This window comes from Paenibacillus sp. FW101-FHT12H11 (assembly GCF_058790355.1).
In genome coordinates this window covers 854,311-871,380 of record NZ_JBYTCO010000002.1, presented here as the reverse complement: position 1 = coordinate 871,380, position 17,070 = coordinate 854,311, and the positions used below count along the sequence as shown (strand labels likewise).

The following is a 17,070-nucleotide window of genomic DNA, read 5'->3' as shown; positions in this document are numbered from 1 at the left end:
TACTTTGGAGGTAATCTTATGTCACGTATTTTCCGTATTGGTATCATTGGTTGTGGTGGAATTGCAAACGGTAAGCATTTGCCAAGCTTGAGCAAGCTGAAAAATATTGAAATTGTCGCATTCTGTGATATCGTTAGCGAGCGCGCAGAGAAGGCGGCTGACAAATACGGCGCAGAGGGCGCTACCGTTTATGAAGATTATAAAGAATTACTAGCAGATGCTACGATTGATATCGTGCATGTTCTTACTCCGAATGATTCGCATGCAGAAATTGCTATTGCAGCAATGGAAGCTGGCAAACATGTCATGTGTGAGAAACCGATGGCGAAAACGGCAGCAGATGCGAAACGTATGGCTGAGACAGCTAAACGTACAGGCAAAAAGCTGACAATTGGCTACAACAACCGTTTCCGTGCGGACAGCCAGCATTTGAAACGCGTTTGTGAGCAAGGCGAGCTTGGGGAAATTTACTTCGCTAAAGCGCATGCGATTCGTCGTCGTGCTGTTCCGACATGGGGCGTATTCCTCGATGAAGAAAAACAGGGCGGAGGCCCGTTGATCGATATCGGAACGCACGCTTTGGACTTGACGCTTTGGATGATGGACAACTACAAACCGAAAGTTGTTCTCGGTACGTCCTACCACGAACTGTCTCAAAAAGAAAATGCCGCTAACGCATGGGGCCCGTGGGATCCAAGCAAGTTTACAGTGGAAGATTCCGCATTCGGGATGATCGTGATGGAAAACGGAGCGACTATTATGCTGGAATCCAGCTGGGCGCTGAACACGCTGGAAGTTGACGAGGCGAAGTGCTCGCTGAGCGGAACTGAAGGCGGCGCAGACATGAAAGGCGGACTTCGTATCAATGGCGAAAAACACAGCCGTTTGTATACAACGGAAGTTGATCTGAAAGCCGGCGGAGTTGCTTTTTATGATGGAGCCAAAGAAAGTGATGCGGATCTGGAAATGCGCACTTGGATCAAAGCGATTGAAACGGATGCTGAACCTGTCGTGACTCCTGAGCAAGCCTATGTTGTATCGCAAATTTTGGAAGCTATTTATGAATCGGCACGCACAGGTAAAGCTGTATACTTGAATAACTAGAAAGTAGAAGAGAGGGGCTCGCGCCTCTCTCTTTTTTTGCCAACATTTGAAAAAATGCTGCCAAAAAGAGTATGCTAGAACTACTCTGGTGTCTAGGAAAGGATGGATGTAAGGATGGATTTGGGCTTGAAGGGAAAAGTTGCCTTAATTACAGGCGGAAGCAAAGGAATTGGTTTGGCGACTGCCATCACGATGTCCCGCGAAGGGGCGAAGGTTGCTATTTGTGCTAGAAATGAGGAGCAGCTGCAAGAAGCTGCCAAACATATTGCCGGCTTGACGGAAAGCCGAGTACTAACGATTCAAGCGGATGTTATGTCAGAAGAAGATTGCAAACGCGCTGTCGAGCTAACGGTTGAAGCTTTTGGAGGCATTGATATTTTGGTTAATAATGCCGGGACTTCTGCGGCGAAACCTTTTGAACAGGTGGGAACGGAGGTTTGGCGGCAGGATTTGGAACTGAAGTTGTTCGGAGCGATTCATTGCTCCCGTTATGCGATTCCCTATATGAAGCTAGCTGGTGGCGGCTCCATTGTGAATCTGACGACGTCTGCGGCCAAGACACCGCCGGCTTCCTCCTTGCCCACAAGTGTCAGCCGCGCAGCCGGACTGGCCTTGACTAACGCGATGAGCAAGGATCTTGCCGGGGATGGCATTCGCGTGAACACCGTGTGTATCGGAAAGATTCGCAGTGATCAGCTGGAAAAAGCTTGGAAGCGTGAGGCGCCTGAGCTCACTTGGGATGAGTATGCACGTGATGCAAGACACGCCATCCCGCTAGGCCGCATCGGACAAGCAGAGGAAGCGGCGAACGTGATCGTCTTCTTGTCCTCGCAAGCAGCTTCGTACGTAACGGGGACTTCGGTCAATATTGATGGCGGCAAAGGCGAAGCTTTGTAAACTTGTATCGGTTCTGGTTATGGAGGACTCATTGGAATGAAGCTTAGTGTGTTAGATCTTGTTCCCGTCATAGCCCCGGCAGACGCCGGCGCGGCTTACGAGCAAGCTGTTATGCTCGCAAGGCAAGCTGAAAAATGGGGTTACTCGCGCTACTGGGTCGCTGAACACCACGACATGCCTGCATTGGCTTGTACAGCGCCGGAGGTTTTCTTGGCGCATGTCGGCGCGAGGACGGAACGCATTCGCATCGGTTCAGGCGCGCTGCTGCTGCCGCATTATAAACCGATGAAAGTGGCAGAAAGCTTTCATATGCTTGCTGCCCTCTATCCGGGCAGAATAGATCTTGGCATCGGGCGAGCGCCCGGCGGTTCTGCCAATGCCGCCATTGCGCTAAGCGGCAACTTCCTGGAAAACGTTAGGCAGCTGCCGGAAACGTTGAAGTCGTTAATGGCCTTGCTGGAAGGCCGGTTTGAGTGCGAAGGCCAACCGGTAACGGCAAGGCCGTTGCCACCTGTTGCGCCGGAAGTGTGGATGCTCGGCACCAATATCAAAAGCGCAGCATTAGCGGCTGAACATGGAACTGGCTACGTATTCGGCCAATTTATGAGCGACAGCGATGCTGTTGAAGTTGTGCGTGGCTACCGGGAGAACTTTGTGCCATCCGCTCAAGGGCAAGCCCCCCGGGTCATCATCGCGGTAGGTGTGGTCTGCGCCGATTCGGAGGAGGAGGCGCTGACATTAGCAGCTGGTATGCCTTTGCTGCAAGGTGCAGAGTCCCAGCAGCCCCAGCGCAGAATGCTCATCGGCACAGTTGCTGCCGTGCATGAGCAGTTGGGGCGGATCGCACGCGACTGTGAGGTCGATGAATTTCTTCTGGTCACTCCGATTGCAGATTATGAACGGCGAATGCGTTCCTATGAGTTAATAAGCTCGATCATTTCTTAATAGCAAAAAGGCTGCATCTCTTGTAGATCATCTACGAGAGAGCAGCCTTTATTAGTAGATAAGAAAGTATAAGTTTTATACTTTTGCTTCGCATCTACTTTAACAAACGCGTTCGTCCTAAAAGGATGACGAAATCGTTTATCCTTGCTTATTTGCGAACCCTATAAGTCATGTTACGCGCGGCGTTTTTTACGTAAATACCAGACTAACATGGAAATGGCGTCCCGGATTGAAGCGGTTTGGTAGTACCTGAGAGTCAATGTCATAAGCAAGAAACCTCCCTAACCCTGAAAGAATGTCATGCATGAACAGTACTACGTAAAAAGTAGCGCGTTGGTTTTATTTTTTTTTAATATTTTTTTAACACTGTTTTTTAAACAAATACCTCTACTTTCTGGATTAAACTTTCCCCTAGAAAGTTGGATAATAAACATGTAAGCGTTATCCAAATTTGATCGGCTCACTTAGGGGAGGAATAGAGATGAAAAAAGTGTTCACTTTAGCTCTGTCGTTATCCATCATGTTTACTGCGGCAGCATGCTCGTCAGGTACGAATACGCCAGCAGCACCTGCGGCAAGCGCGGAACCATCCAAAGCAGCAGCGGCTACAACAGCACCTAGCAAAGATCCAGTTAAGCTTCGCGTTGCTTGGTGGGGTGGGCAAGCGCGTCACGATTACACGTTAAAAGTGATCGAGATGTATGAGAAACAGAACCCGAACGTCAAAATTGAAGCGGAATACGCGCCATTCGACGACTATTGGAAAAAGCTTGCTCCGCAAGCCTCAGCCAATCAGCTGCCGGATGTTATCCAGATGGATATCTCGTACTTGACCCAATACGGCGGGAAAAATCAGTTGGCTGATTTGACCCCTTACACGAAAAATGGCCTGATCGACGTTTCCTCCATCTCCCCGAATAATATTTCCGGCGGTGAAGTAGGCGGTAAGTTAGTCGCGATGAACTTAGGCGTGAACGCGCTGGCGACGACAGTTGATGTGAATACGTTCAAGAGCTTAGGCATTCCAACACCAACCAAAGATTGGACTTGGGAGGATTATGATGCGGTTGCGGCAAAAGCGAAAGCTGGCGGCAAACAAATCGGCGGCTTTGCGCTTCACCATGAAGTCTTCTTCCCGTACTACCTGCGTACTGTCGATCAAAAAATGTATAACGCAGACGGTACGGCGCTTGGTTACACTGACGATAAACCGTTCATTGACTACTTCAAACGTTACCAAAAATGGTACGAAGCCGGCAATATCCTTTCCCTTGATAAAGAGTCACAGAAGAAAGGTGTAGCTGAGGAAGACGAAATTTTGCTGAACAACGCGGTAACGGGCAATGGTTGGTCCAATCAATTTTTGGCTGTTGCCAACTTGGTGAAAGATCGTCCGCTTGAATTGCTCCCGCTTCCTGGACGCAACGGCAATAAAGGGTTGTTCTTGAAACCAAGTATGTACTTCTCCATTGCGAACAGCTCCAAGCAAAAAGAAGAAGCAGCGAAGTTCATCTCTTTCTTCGTGAACGATATTGAAGCCAACAAATTGATTAAAGGCGACCGCGGTGTGCCTGTTTCCTCTAAAGTGAAAGATGCGCTCAAACCGCTGTTGTCCCCGAACGAAGTGAAAATCTTTGATTATGTGGCATGGGCTGAACAAAACAGCTCCCAAATGGATCCTCCGAACCCGGTTGGTTCCATCGAAGTCGAGAAATTGCTCAAAGCTGCCAGCGAGCAAATCTTGTACAAGAAAACGAGCATAGAAGATGCTGCTGCGAAATTCCGCAAAGATGCTAACGCTGTGTTGGAAAAAAATAAAGCGAAGTAGCTCTTCGTCAAAACGAGAGGCCGGAATTCCCTTGAAGTGAGGGAACCGGTCTTTTTTTCTCTTGACAGGTTAAACGTTTCACATTAAGCTAATAGAGTATGTTAAACGTTTAACAAAACGGAGTTGAAACAGGGATGACCAAGCCCAAACAAGTCACCATTGTAGAAGTGGCCGAAGCAGCAGGTGTGTCGATTGCCACCGTCTCCAATGTGTTGAATCGAGGTGGTATTCGCTCATCGAAAGAGACCATTCGCAAAGTCGAATTGGCTGCTGAACAACTGGGGTATCGGCGTAACACGATGGCAGCAGGTCTAAGCCGTAACAAAACTTATGAAATCGGTCTCATTATTCCAGCGATGGCCGGCTACTATGGACAGCTTGCCGAACATTTACAGATTGAAGCGCATCATGCGGGATACCACTTATCCGTTTTCTCTTCGGGAGGTTTTGACCCGGATATTGAACGCAGGCACTTGGAAGTTTTGCAGCAGCGAAGAGTTGACGGGTTAATTTGCCATGGTTTAGCCATGGGCTTTGAAACGACGCGCTCTATCGTCAACAGCGGAACACCTTTGGTGCTGATCAATGGGTGGGGCTGGCCGGAGGACATCGCGACAGGAGCTGTGAATCTTGGATTTGCAGGAGCTTGCTTGCAGTCCGTCAAGGTGCTCGCAGATCATGGCTGCGAAGCGATCTGCTACTTAGGCAGCAAACGCTCGAAAGTCATCGATGAACAGCGGCTCATCGGTTTTAATGCCGGGATGGCGCAATTCGGTGGGGGTGTGTCCCAAGAAATCGTGGATACGATGGGCTTGGATATCGAGGCCTATTTGCGTGATCTTATGCAGCGTCAAGCAAAGCCTGTTGGCATTGTCGCTTTCGACGATCATGTGGCATTGAGAGTGTTATCTGCGGCTAATAAGCTGCACATTGATATTCCGGGCCGCCTAAAATTAATTGGAATTAATAACGATTATATTGCGAAAGAAAGCTATCCTGGCATTTCAAGCTGGGACATTCCTTATATCGATCAAGCGCAAATGGCGATAAACAAGCTGATGCACAAGATTGGCAACAAAGCGGAGTCAGGCGAAGACCGCGAAATCGAGGTCCCGCTTACTTTTATAGAACGAGGAACAACCAAACTACAGTAAACGGAGTGAATCATTGTATGTGGAAACAAGCCATTGAAGATGCTTTACAGAAAACGAAAGTGAACATTGAACGTTTTGGGGATTTATTTCCTCATGTCAGCGAAAATGATGTGTATCACTTGAATCCGAATACGGATTGGACGGACGGCTTCTGGTCCGGTATTTTGTGGCTGGGCTACCAATACAGCGGTGACAAAGCATTTCAAGAGGCTGCACAGAAAACGGTGGCAAGCTTTAAGAAAAGATTGGAAGACAATGTCGCTCTAGATCACCATGATATCGGCTTTTTATATTCCCTTTCCTCCAAAGCGCAGTGGATCATTGAAAAAGATGAGAATGCCAAACAGCTTACACTTCAGGCTGCTGACGTATTGATGAAGCGCTGGAGACCAAAAGGCCAGTATATTCAAGCTTGGGGCCCGGAAGGCGATGTGCATAACGGTGGCCGCATTATCATTGACTGCATGATGAATCTGCCGCTTTTGTACTGGGCTTACGAACAAACAGGCGACGCGAAATACAAAGAAGTTGCTGTCATTCATGCCGATTTAAGCCGCCGTTATTTGGTGCGTGGTGATGATTCCTCTTTCCACACGTTCTATTTTGACCAAGAAAACGGCGAGCCACTGCATGGTGGAACGGCACAAGGATATAGCGATGGTTCAACATGGACTCGCGGCCAAGCATGGGGGATTTATGGATTCGCGCTTTCTTACCACTATACGAAAAATCCGCTTTACCTGGAAACGGCGAAACGTTTGGCTCGTTACTTCTTTGACCGCTTACCGCAGGATGACGTTGTGTACTGGGATTTCAATGCGCCTGTGAACGCAGAAACGAAACGTGATAGCTCCGCTTCCGCGATTGCTTCTGCAGGAGCGCTTGAGTTGTTGGAGCATTTGGCTGGGGATGATGCAGACCGTGCTTATTTGGAAAATGCGATTGGGCGCTCCATGGCTGGACTCGTGAAATCGTATGCAACAATCGGCAAGCCGGATGCACAAGGTTTCATTGAGCGCGGCTCCTATAGCGTTCGCGGCGGAAACGCGCCGGACGACTTCATGATCTGGGGAGATTACTACTATTTGGAAGCGCTTGTGCGCATGGAGAAAGGAATCAAAGGTTACTGGTATGAATAATCAATCGGCAGCCAGCAGTACCCGGTCTTACTGGGTACAAACGATGCTTCGCATTGCGGATCCCGTTCTTACGGCATTGGCGGATAAAAAACTGCGGGCAACCATGCCTGTTGAGAATAAAAAAGAAGAGCAGCGCCAATACTCGCATCTGGAGGCTTTTGCCCGTACGCTTGTTGGCATCGCTCCTTGGCTGGAAACACCTGCGCTGGATGCAGAAGAGGAAAAGCTTCGGACACACTACGTCCAGCTCGTGCGATCAGGTCTAGATGCGGCGACTGATCCTGAATCGCCTGATTTCATGAATTTTAGCCACGGATTTCAGCCGATTGTGGACACTGCTTTTCTATCGCATGCGATTCTGCGTGCTCCTAACACACTTTGGAATGGACTAGAGCGCCGCGTTCAGAGCAATCTGGTGCAAGCCTTGAAAGCGACGAGAACTCGCAAGCCGGGTTTCAACAACTGGCTGTTGTTCGCTGCGATGACGGAAACCGCGCTCAGATTTATGGGCGAGGATTGGGACCAGATGCGTGTGGACTTTGCCCTCAAGCAGCATGAGCAGTGGTATCTCGGAGACGGCATGTACGGCGATGGCCCCCATTATCATGCGGACTACTACAACAGCTTCGTGATTCAGCCTATGCTGGTTGATATCATTGAGCATGTGGATACGCATTATGAAGATTGGGCTGTTATGCGCAAGGATATTTTGGCGCGTGCGCAGCGTTATGCCGCTGTTCAGGAGCGTTCCATCTCTCCTGAGGGCACGTTCCCTGTTATCGGCAGGTCGCTTGCTTACCGGTTTGGCGCTTTTCAGTCGCTAGCTCAGACAGCGCTGCGCCGCGAACTGCCGGTTGGTGTTTCTCCTTCGCAAGTAAGATGCGCATTAAGCGCGGTGATGAAGCGACTCATTGAAGCGCCGGGCACGTTCGACGAAGCAGGCTGGCTGACGATCGGCTTATGCGGTCACCAGCCTGAACTTGGCGAGCCTTACATCTCTACAGGCAGCCTATACCTGTGCTCCGCTGTCTTCCTGCCGCTTGGTTTGCCGGCAGATGATGCGTTCTGGAGCGATGCGGATGCGCCTTGGACCTCGCAGAAGGTTTGGTCCGGGCAAACCGTTGCCATTGATAAAGCCATATAAGTTTGGATAGCCAAAAAGCGCCTTGTTTCCTAGTGAAACAGGCGCTTTTTTCATGTATACTAAACTTCGTTAATTCTTTTATCCCCATATAGCCTGAATAGTCAGTTGTGGATAACTTTGGTGAGCCAGAAGAAAGTAGCGTGACAGTCTTGAATCAAGATTATCAATTAACGGTAGAAGAAGTACTGGGTAGACCTTTCTTTCAGCAAGCCTATATGGCAACAGGTCAAGAGGGGCTGCAGCGGCTAGTGCGCTGGGTGCACATCATTGAAGTGATCCAGTTTGAAGAGCTGCTGCAGGGCGGAGAGATGATCCTGACGACGGGGGCTGCCTTTAAGAGCGATACGAAGCTGTTTATGCTCTATTTGGAGCAGCTGATTAATAATAACGTATCCTGTCTCTGCATAGAGATGGGCCATTATTTAAGTGCTATCCCGCAGACGTGGATCGACGCGGCGGAAGCCTGCGGGCTCCCTCTCATTATTTTCCCTCAAGCGGTGCGCTTTATCGACATTACGCAAGATATTCATGCTCACATCATTAACCAACATCATAAAGCCCTCCAAGATCTGGAGAAAATTTCACGAGAATTCCATCGCATGACATTATCTTCGCAGGGCGTATCCCACGTGCTGGGGCTGCTCCAGAGCAGTACAAAAGCCCAAGTCATCTATATGCCTCAAGATAGCCAACCCAAATTTGTTCCACAGCTGGGGAGCCGGGAGACGACGCAATGGCTGGAAATTTTGAATAACCAAATAGAGCGGGAAACAACCGCCAGCAATGCAGGCTCTCCAGTCATTTTTGAATTAGAAGGCCAGACAGTTATCGTACAGCCTGTTGGAGCGATGGGGAAAACATGGGCCTATATTATTCTTGTTCTAGGTCGTAAACCACAGGAGTATGAGTACTTGATTCTGGACTCCGCCTCTTTGTCGATCGCGCAGGACTTATTGCGCAAACGCTACATGGAAGAGCGCAAATTGTACTCGCAAACCTTATGGGTAGACGATCTGCTCCATCTTCGCATTCGAGACGAGGAGCAGGTCAAAGTTTTGATTGGCCATGGATTTAAACAGCTGAATGAACTGCCTTATCATGTTATTTTAATCGAATTTGAACATAGACAGATTGAATACAAATCCGTACTTGAAGACGGTGATGGCATAGAATCTGCGGGTATTCATCTTTCATTAGCCGCACGTTCCATTTTTGAACAGCACACGTTTCATCCCTTATTAACTTTGAAAAATAACCGGCTTGTCGTCGTAGCTTTTGACAAAACGTCCAAACGGCCGGCCAAAGAACGGCTTCAGCAGGTGTTTCAGTCGCTTCAGTTCTTGAAAGCGGAGGAAGAGATGGAATTGACCATTGGTGTTGGCCAAAGCAACCGCGGTTTTTTGCAAGCCCACCGAAGCTATCAAGAGGCGCTTCAAGCGATTTCGCTTGCTCCGACGCTGCGGGGCAAAGTGCAGTTTTATGACGAGTTGGGTGTCTTCCAACTGCTCTTTCATATTGCCGACAAGCACATTCTGCAGTCTTTTGTCCGTACGTATTTAGGGCCGATTATTGATTATGATCACATGAAAGGCAGCGAGCTGCTTCGTACGCTCAAGGTTTATCTAGACAGCGACGGGTCTAAGCAGATTGCGGCCCAGCAGCTTTTTATCGTTCGGCAGTCGCTCTATTACCGCTTGGAGAAAATAGAGGAGCTGCTAGGCGCAGATTACATGCTCCCTGAGAAGCGATTAGCGCTGCAGGTCGGAATACGGGCATATCAGTTGCTTTATCCGGAAATAAAATTGTGAAAAAAACACAGACAGATTTTTGACAATTTGTCTAATGGAACAAGAGCGGATCCCTCTTATACTTGGAACTATCAAGTGAAGACGGATCCTTTTTTTCGTGGGTCCCTAGGAGAGGTAGATGCAGAATGATTATTGGGGTTCCTAAGGAAATAAAAAATAACGAATTTCGTGTAGGCATGACGCCTAGTTCCGTGCTTTCTTATACAAAAGCGGGGCATGAAGTATTGGTAGAAACCATGGCAGGTCACAGTATCGGATTCACGAATGAAGATTACGTACAAGCAGGAGCGACGATTGTCGCTGCAGCATCGGACGTTTGGGCAGCTGAAATGGTGGTCAAAGTGAAAGAGCCGCTCCCAGAGGAGTATGGCTACTTCCATGAAGGCTTGATTTTATACACGTATCTTCACCTTGCACCAGAAGCTGAATTGACACATGCTCTAGCTCGCAACAAGGTAACCGCAATTGCCTACGAAACGATTCAGTTGGACAATGGCAGTCTTCCGCTATTGACACCAATGAGCGAAGTAGCGGGCCGCATGTCCGTCCAGATCGGCGCGCATTTCTTGGAGAAAGCGCATGGAGGCAAAGGGATTCTGCTAGGCGGCGTACCCGGTGTTGAGCCAGGAAAAGTAGCCGTCATCGGCGGTGGAATCGTAGGAGCTAACGCAGCGAAAATGGCGATTGGATTAGGCGCCGATGTTACGATCGTGGACCTGAATCCGGATCGATTGCGCCAATTGGATGATCTCTTCCAAGGACGTGTGAAAACGATTATGTCTAGTCCCTATAACATCGCCGAAGTCGTACGGCAAGCTGATTTGGTGGTCGGCGCCGTACTTATTCCTGGCGCTCGCGCTCCACGTCTGGTGACCGAAGAGATGGTCAAAACGATGAGTCCCGGCAGCGTGATCGTGGACGTTGCGATCGACCAAGGCGGCTCCATTGAGACGATTGATCGAATTACAACGCATGATCAACCGACTTACGAGAAGCATGGCGTCATTCACTATGCGGTAGCGAACATGCCTGGTGCCGTAGCTCGCACGTCTACATTGGCTCTAACGAATGTGACTACGCCATATGGCTTGCAAATTGCCGGCAAAGGGTACGTACAGGCTGCACTGGACAATAAAGCGATTGCTAAAGGGATTAACGTTGTAGCCGGGCATGTTACTTACAAGGCTGTCGCTGAGGCGCATGGCTACGCATATACGGATATTCAATCTCTCTTACAATAAGCATAGAAAAACCGTCAGGAAGATTTTCCTGACGGTTTTTCTATGTTAGAACGCTGGAACGATAGCGCCTTTGTATTTATCTTCGATGAATTTTTTCGTGTCAGCGGAGTTCAATTCTTTCGCCAGCTTTTGCATAGCTTCGGAATCTTTATTGTCCGGACGAGCGACGAGAATGTTCACGTAAGGGGAGTTTTTATCCTCGATGAACAGCGCATCTTTCGTAGGGTTCAAATTCGCTTGAAGCGCGTAGTTCGTGTTAATGAGCGCTAGATCGAACTCACCGATCGTACGTGGCAGCATAGCCGGGTCAAGCTCTTTAATTTGAAGTTTTTTGCTGTTTTCGACGATGTCTTTCACAGTTCCTTTAATGCCAACGCCGTCTTTCAGCTTGATCAAACCGTTTTTCTCCATCAAAGCTAGCGCACGGCCCGCATTGGACGGGTCATTCGGAATAGCGACAGTTGCGCCTTCTTTCAATTCAGCAGCGGATTTCACTTTTTGAGAGTAAGCACCAAATGGTTCGATGTGTACGCCGACGACTTTAACAAGGTCTTGCTTTTTATCAGCATTGTATTGGTCCAGGTAAGGCTGGTGTTGGAAAAAGTTCGCGTCCAATTGTTTTTCAAACACTTGCACATTCGGTTGTACATAATCGTTGAACTCGATGATTTCCAGGTTAACGCCTTGAGTCTTCATTTTTGCTTTGATGCCGTTCAAAATTTCAGCGTGAGGAACGGAAGACGCGCCAACCTTCAAAGTAACTTCTTTGGCAGGCGTCGTTGCTGCCGGCGCTCCAGAAGCAGCTGGCGCTGTGCTGGCTTGGTTCTCAGCCGGTTTTTGTCCACATGCGGCAAGCGCCAACACGAAGAATAGAGCAACAAGTGAAACAGAAAGTTTTTTCATGATAAAATGACCTCCAATAATCGTGATGTCTTATTTGCGGTTGTATTTGGCGACCATGCGATCACCAAGCATTTGTAGAAGCTGAACGAAAAGGACTAGGATAACGACCGTGACGATCATAATATCCGTACGGAACCGCATATAGCCGTAGCGGAGCGCAAGATCGCCGAGCCCGCCTCCGCCTACGACGCCTGACATGGCGGAGTAGGAGAGCAAGGCCACAGCCGTCACGGTAACGGCTGAGATCAAGCCCGAGCGTGCTTCCGGCAGCAGAACGCGCCAGACGATTTGCCATGGCGTTGCGCCCATCGACTGAGCGGCTTCAATGACGCCGCTCTCGATCTCGCGCAGCGCGGATTCAACCAGCCGCGCCAGGAAGGGCGCGGCGGCGATCACGAGAGGCGGGATCGCGCCTTTCACGCCGATTGTGGTGTGCACGAGCGCCTTCGTGATCGGGAACACCGAGATCATGAGAATAACGAAGGGCACGGAACGCAGGATGTTTACGATCAATGAGAGCACGCCGTATAGCGGCATATTTTGCAGCAACTGCCCTTTGGAAGTAAGGAATAAAATAATGCCAAGGGCTAAACCAATGATGATGGTGAACAGGAGCGACCACCCCAGCATCACAAGCGTATCGCCGGTTGCTTTGGCAATCTCAGCCCAGTTAATCTCCCAGGTCATATTCATGGGGCCATCACCTCCACATCCATTCCTTCTTGCTTCAATTTGGCAATAACAGCTTCGATTTCCTCTTGATGAGCACCGGATAATTGCACGACCAACTGGCCGTACGGCACCCCTTTCATGGAAGAAATCGTACCTTGCAAAATAGCGAAGGTCACATTCGTCGATTTGACAGTCTCGAAGAGAATCGGTTCATACGTCTTCGCGCCGATATACGTAATTCGAATGACAGTACCTTGCGTATTTCCTCTGTTCAGGTTCGTACCGTCTTCCGTGAGGCTGCTCGCGAAATCAGCAACCTGACCGACAAAGTCCTTCGTTACCGGATGCTGCGGTTGAAGGAACACATCGAGCACTTTGCCGGTTTCGACGATCAAACCTTTCTCCATGACAGCAACGCGGTCACAAATCGCGCGAATGACCTGCATTTCATGCGTAATCAACAGGATCGTAATGCCAAGTTTCCGGTTAATATCGAGCAGCAGAGCGAGAATGGCATTCGTAGTCTGCGGATCAAGGGCAGAAGTAGCTTCGTCGCAGAGCAAAATGTCCGGATGGTTAGCTAGCGCTCTGGCAATACCGACACGCTGCTTTTGTCCACCCGAGAGCTGGTTGGGATATTTGCCGGCATGGTCTTGCAGTCCCACCAATTCAAGCAGCTCTTTAATCCGTGCTTTTATTTCAGCTTGTCCCATACCCGCCAGCTTCAGCGGGAAAGCGATATTATCGGCAACCGTAGAGGAGGAGAGCAAATTGAAATGTTGAAAAATCATGCCGATCTTGCGGCGCTTTACTTGCAGCTGTTTGGCATTTAAACTTGTCATGTCTTCGCCGTCGATGGTGATGCTTCCCGAGGATGGACGTTCAAGTAAATTTACACATCGCAACAAGGTGCTTTTCCCTGCGCCGGAATGTCCGATGATGCCGAAGATTTCTCCGCGATCGATATGTAAATGGATCTGCTGGATAGCCGGTACACGTCCCGGTACATCCTCGTACACTTTTTGTAAGTTCTCGATATGAATCAGGATGAATACCTCCTATCCCAAGCAAATAAGGGTGACTATAGATTTTGACCGACGGTAGATTATTTTATAAGAAATTGTAAAGGGAAGCAACAGCCAAAATATGAAAAAATGAATGTTCCGTCAGTCATTGACGCTGCATATGATTGCATATAAACTTGAGTTAAACGTTTCAACTAAGAAAGACAGCGCTTTATTATACAAATAAACCGTTATCTTTGATGAAGGACGCAAGGGGATGACAAATTTGACGAATTTGCAACAAAGACAAAACGAAATCAAATCAAAGGTAGCCGCGGCGGCCTATCAACTGCCAATACTAGAAAGCGGCTTCCTATTTCATCAAGATGTTCGAGATAATTTCTATTATGCTTCTTATTTATTTGCCGCTTCTCAAGAGCAAGAAATCGAATTTGCGGGTGATCGCCAATTGGCGAAAAGCAAAGCAGAAACGATTCTTCAACGTTTACTTGAATTGCAGGATCAGGATGCGCAAAGCCCAACTTACGGACATTGGCCGTTAAATTTAAAACCATCGCCGCAGGAAGCTTCTAAAAACACACTTCCCGTGGAACTGATGGGAAGTTTAATGGTTTATTTTTATGATCGATACTCAACCGTTCTTAGTGAGCCCTTATGCGGCTCATTTGAAGAAGCGCTTCAACATATCTATAAAAGCAATTTTTATCGTAAAAAGGTTGAGCATTACAACCATCACGAAGCCAAATACACGGCTGCCAAGCTCATTTTTGGGCAGCGCTTTGCAGATAAAGAATTGTTGGAGGATGGCATTGCGAGCTTGCGCCTTACATTGGATCGGATTACCTCAATTGGTATGTCCGAATACGGAGGGCTGCCATGGTTCTGGCATTGGGTTCAGGCGTTTACGTGCGCTTGGCAGCTAATGGAGGATCAAGAGCTGAAACAGGAGCTCGCTCAGATGCTGGATTATTTATGGCGTATCCGCTCGACGTATTATTTGAGGGGGGCCTGGGTGGGACCCCATTCCAGAATTTGGCCGCATGATATGCCTAGGGATACGAATGTCCTGCATGATTACGTGCAGTATGGGGATTTTACGCTCCCTGAGGACATGCCTCGAACCGAATTTGCAGGTTTTCTCGCGTATGAAGCTCCAGCGGATGCTCTGGAACTCGCCTTGCATCGTAAGTCCCCAACTGAAGTGAAATTCCGAATTCCCAAACAGGCGGGAACGGCAGCTAATGATGAGGATGATCTGCATAGCTATGTATATATCACAGAAAGTTTCGCGGTAGGCGGTATCTACGAGCGTATGCTTGAATTTGACAATGAGCAGCATCGCTGGGATGTGTCGCTTCCCCTGGATGCTGTGACAGGCGTCAATCATGCTTATTTTTTTCATCCAGCTGCTGGAAATAAAGAAGGAGATTTGCGGCATCAGAGCGAATTTTCAGAAGTGTTTTTTCACCGGAACACCGTCATTGCCGACTATCAAATCCCCGAAAGCCAGCAAGATCAAATTATTGGCTGTTTGCCGGCAGGGGAATGGGTGGAAGATGAGCATGCGTTGTTCGGCATTTGTGGACAAGCGTACATGGCTGTCTATATTCAGCAGTCGTATCAAAGGGAAGTGCTCGACGACCGTTCCATCATTACGAGCAGCAGCCGCAATAATGCCGTTGTGATTGAATGCATCGACAAGCATGACGCGCTGCAAAAGGGGATGGAGGGCGTACGTCAATTCGCAAGCACGATGAAAAACAGGCATCCGGAGCACGCTCAGTCAGATGAGGGCGGAGCCGTATTGACTTACACGACGCTGAATAATGATGTACTTGTTTTCAAAAGCGGTCTTGGCCGCGATCTGGGCAGATGGGTCAATGGTCAAGCTGTTCAGTTCGATGCGTACAAGGCCCCTTTAAAATAAAAGAAAAGAGGAGTTATCATGCCATTAGTGGATATGCCTTTAGAGAAGCTGCTCGCTTATGAGGGCCGCAATCCCCGACCTGCTGATTTTGATGCGTATTGGGAGCGGGCCATTGCCGAAATGAAAGCGGTTGACCCGCAAATCGAGCTGCGTCCTAGTGAATTTCAAGTTCCTTTCGCTGAATGCTTCGATCTTTATTTCACAGGCGTAAAGGGCGCACGGATCTATGCCAAATATATTCGCCCTAAGCACTCATCCGCTCCTCATCCAGCTATCGTACAATTTCACGGTTATTCAGGCAATTCCGGCGATTGGTCGGATAAAGTTCAGTATGCCGCTTTAGGGTACTCGTTTTTCTCCATGGATTGCCGTGGGCAAGGCGGCTTGTCCGAAGATGTAGGAGGCATGAAAGGGACTACGCTTAGAGGCCATATCGTGCGTGGATTGGACGATCATCCTGATCAATTATTGTTCAGAGATATTTTCCTTGATACGGCGCAGCTGGCTGGCATCGCGATGAGCATGCCGGAAGTGGATGCAGAGCGTGTTGGAGCTATGGGAGGCTCTCAAGGCGGAGCTCTTACGATTGCTTGCGCTGCGCTCGAGCCGCGTATTAAGCGATTGGCGCCGGTGTACCCGTTCCTTAGCGACTATAAGCGCGTATGGGAAATGGATTTGGCGAAGGATGCCTATCAAGAGCTGAAGGACTTTTTCCGCCGCCACGACCCGCAGCATAAACGGGAAGAGGAAATTTTCACAAAGTTAGGCTACATTGATATTCAAAATCTAGCCGGGCGAATTCAAGGTGAAGTCATGATGGCTGTTGGTTTAGCCGACACGGTATGTCCGCCTTCAACGCAATTTGCTGCTTACAACAAAATCAAATCGCCTAAAAGCTACGAGCTGTATCCAGATTTCGGACATGAAGGCCTTCCCGGCTTTAATGATAAGACGCTCCAGTTTATGCTGGGCTTATAATGCAAAAAATGACTCTCCCATCGATCGGATGGGAAGTCATTTTTTCATGTCTTCTATTACGATTTGAAGTGGACAACCGCACTGTAGAGCATTTTACCGGCATTCGGGTCGAATGTGGTGTGATGCTGAACGGCGTAAACACTTAATAACAGCGCTTTATTATTATCTACTTGTTCGTTAATTTGCTTCTCCAGCGTTCGCAAGTCATAGGCTTGAAAGAACTCAATTTTATTGTCAATCCGGTCTAATATAAAATCCATTTCGATAATCCTCCTAGGCAACATATGTGAAAATTAGATGACTTC

The 17,070-nt window shown here is 48.6% G+C and carries 15 protein-coding genes; 11 read left to right on the top strand and 4 right to left on the bottom strand.

The window, feature by feature from the left end; genetic code table 11:
* Positions 1-18: 18 nt before the first annotated feature.
* The 9 genes from AC3WTJ_RS09740 (at position 19) to ald (ending at position 11,260) form a co-directional block, all read left to right on the top strand.
* The gene (locus AC3WTJ_RS09740; protein WP_492521587.1) at positions 19-1,104 is read left to right on the top strand and encodes a Gfo/Idh/MocA family protein; all 1,086 of its coding nucleotides are present in this window, start codon (positions 19-21) and stop codon (positions 1,102-1,104) included.
* A gap of 114 nt (positions 1,105-1,218) precedes the next feature.
* Positions 1,219-2,001: an SDR family NAD(P)-dependent oxidoreductase gene (locus tag AC3WTJ_RS09735; protein ID WP_492521586.1), complete on the top strand. Its 783-nt coding sequence runs from the start codon at positions 1,219-1,221 to the stop codon at positions 1,999-2,001.
* Between the two features lie 36 nt (positions 2,002-2,037).
* Positions 2,038-2,946 carry an LLM class flavin-dependent oxidoreductase gene (locus AC3WTJ_RS09730; protein ID WP_492521585.1) on the top strand — a complete coding sequence of 303 codons (909 nt, stop codon included), beginning with the start codon at positions 2,038-2,040 and terminating at the stop codon, positions 2,944-2,946.
* Between the two features lie 481 nt (positions 2,947-3,427).
* Positions 3,428-4,774, top strand: a complete 1,347-nt coding sequence (locus AC3WTJ_RS09725) for an ABC transporter substrate-binding protein (RefSeq protein WP_492521584.1) — start codon at positions 3,428-3,430, stop codon at positions 4,772-4,774.
* Between the two features lie 134 nt (positions 4,775-4,908).
* Positions 4,909-5,928 (top strand): LacI family DNA-binding transcriptional regulator, encoded by a 1,020-nt coding sequence (locus AC3WTJ_RS09720; RefSeq protein WP_492521583.1) that lies wholly within the window; start codon positions 4,909-4,911, stop codon positions 5,926-5,928.
* Positions 5,929-5,945: 17 nt separating this feature from the next.
* Entirely contained in the window at positions 5,946-7,067 is a 1,122-nt protein-coding gene (locus AC3WTJ_RS09715) for a glycoside hydrolase family 88 protein (protein WP_492521582.1), read from the top strand.
* Positions 7,060-8,211, top strand: coding sequence for a DUF2264 domain-containing protein (locus tag AC3WTJ_RS09710; RefSeq protein WP_492521581.1), 1,152 nt, complete (start codon positions 7,060-7,062; stop codon positions 8,209-8,211). Before AC3WTJ_RS09715 ends, AC3WTJ_RS09710 begins: the two co-directional genes overlap by 8 nt.
* Positions 8,212-8,351: 140 nt before the next feature.
* Complete coding sequence (locus tag AC3WTJ_RS09705) at positions 8,352-10,019, top strand: PucR family transcriptional regulator (protein ID WP_492521580.1); 1,668 nt, start codon at positions 8,352-8,354, stop codon at positions 10,017-10,019.
* Positions 10,020-10,144: 125 nt separating this feature from the next.
* On the top strand, positions 10,145-11,260 hold the full coding sequence (gene ald / locus AC3WTJ_RS09700) for an alanine dehydrogenase (protein ID WP_492521579.1): 1,116 nt from the start codon (positions 10,145-10,147) through the stop codon (positions 11,258-11,260).
* A 45-nt stretch (positions 11,261-11,305) separates the two neighbouring features.
* Here ald and AC3WTJ_RS09695 read toward each other — a convergent pair whose 3' ends face one another.
* The 3 genes from AC3WTJ_RS09695 to AC3WTJ_RS09685 are packed head-to-tail and all read right to left on the bottom strand — an operon-like array spanning position 11,306 to position 13,881.
* A complete protein-coding gene (locus AC3WTJ_RS09695; protein WP_492521578.1) occupies positions 11,306-12,163 on the bottom strand; it encodes a MetQ/NlpA family ABC transporter substrate-binding protein in 858 nt (285 codons plus the stop codon).
* 30 nt (positions 12,164-12,193) lie between these two features.
* Positions 12,194-12,856, bottom strand: coding sequence for a methionine ABC transporter permease (locus AC3WTJ_RS09690; RefSeq protein ID WP_157319838.1), 663 nt, complete (start codon positions 12,854-12,856; stop codon positions 12,194-12,196).
* Positions 12,853-13,881 carry a methionine ABC transporter ATP-binding protein gene (locus tag AC3WTJ_RS09685; RefSeq protein ID WP_492521671.1) on the bottom strand — a complete coding sequence of 343 codons (1,029 nt, stop codon included), beginning with the start codon at positions 13,879-13,881 and terminating at the stop codon, positions 12,853-12,855. The genes AC3WTJ_RS09690 and AC3WTJ_RS09685 overlap by 4 nt, the downstream gene beginning before the upstream one ends.
* A gap of 235 nt (positions 13,882-14,116) precedes the next feature.
* Between AC3WTJ_RS09685 and AC3WTJ_RS09680 the strand changes: the two genes are divergently transcribed.
* Positions 14,117-15,787, top strand: a complete 1,671-nt coding sequence (locus AC3WTJ_RS09680; RefSeq protein WP_492521577.1) for a hypothetical protein — start codon at positions 14,117-14,119, stop codon at positions 15,785-15,787.
* 18 nt (positions 15,788-15,805) lie between these two features.
* Positions 15,806-16,765 carry an acetylxylan esterase gene (locus tag AC3WTJ_RS09675; RefSeq protein ID WP_492521576.1) on the top strand — a complete coding sequence of 320 codons (960 nt, stop codon included), beginning with the start codon at positions 15,806-15,808 and terminating at the stop codon, positions 16,763-16,765.
* 56 nt (positions 16,766-16,821) lie between these two features.
* Here the strand turns inward: AC3WTJ_RS09675 and AC3WTJ_RS09670 are convergent, their stop codons facing one another.
* Complete coding sequence (locus tag AC3WTJ_RS09670) at positions 16,822-17,025, bottom strand: YrzA family protein (protein ID WP_127449519.1); 204 nt, start codon at positions 17,023-17,025, stop codon at positions 16,822-16,824.
* Positions 17,026-17,070 lie beyond the last annotated feature (45 nt).

Excerpts from the sequence above, each read along its gene's own strand:
- AC3WTJ_RS09720 (WP_492521583.1), top strand. The coding sequence starts at position 4,909 with ATGACCAAGCCCAAACAAGTCACCATTGTAGAAGTGGCCGAAGCAGCA.
- AC3WTJ_RS09725 (WP_492521584.1), top strand. The coding sequence starts at position 3,428 with ATGAAAAAAGTGTTCACTTTAGCTCTGTCGTTATCCATCATGTTTACT.
- AC3WTJ_RS09675 (WP_492521576.1), top strand. The coding sequence starts at position 15,806 with ATGCCATTAGTGGATATGCCTTTAGAGAAGCTGCTCGCTTATGAGGGC.
- AC3WTJ_RS09735 (WP_492521586.1), top strand. The coding sequence starts at position 1,219 with ATGGATTTGGGCTTGAAGGGAAAAGTTGCCTTAATTACAGGCGGAAGC.
- AC3WTJ_RS09740 (WP_492521587.1), top strand. The coding sequence starts at position 19 with ATGTCACGTATTTTCCGTATTGGTATCATTGGTTGTGGTGGAATTGCA.
- AC3WTJ_RS09670 (WP_127449519.1), bottom strand. The coding sequence starts at position 17,025 with ATGGATTTTATATTAGACCGGATTGACAATAAAATTGAGTTCTTTCAA.
- AC3WTJ_RS09730 (WP_492521585.1), top strand. The coding sequence starts at position 2,038 with ATGAAGCTTAGTGTGTTAGATCTTGTTCCCGTCATAGCCCCGGCAGAC.
- AC3WTJ_RS09715 (WP_492521582.1), top strand. The coding sequence starts at position 5,946 with ATGTGGAAACAAGCCATTGAAGATGCTTTACAGAAAACGAAAGTGAAC.
- AC3WTJ_RS09690 (WP_157319838.1), bottom strand. The coding sequence starts at position 12,856 with ATGAATATGACCTGGGAGATTAACTGGGCTGAGATTGCCAAAGCAACC.
- AC3WTJ_RS09695 (WP_492521578.1), bottom strand. The coding sequence starts at position 12,163 with ATGAAAAAACTTTCTGTTTCACTTGTTGCTCTATTCTTCGTGTTGGCG.
- AC3WTJ_RS09680 (WP_492521577.1), top strand. The coding sequence starts at position 14,117 with ATGACAAATTTGACGAATTTGCAACAAAGACAAAACGAAATCAAATCA.
- ald (WP_492521579.1), top strand. The coding sequence starts at position 10,145 with ATGATTATTGGGGTTCCTAAGGAAATAAAAAATAACGAATTTCGTGTA.
- AC3WTJ_RS09710 (WP_492521581.1), top strand. The coding sequence starts at position 7,060 with ATGAATAATCAATCGGCAGCCAGCAGTACCCGGTCTTACTGGGTACAA.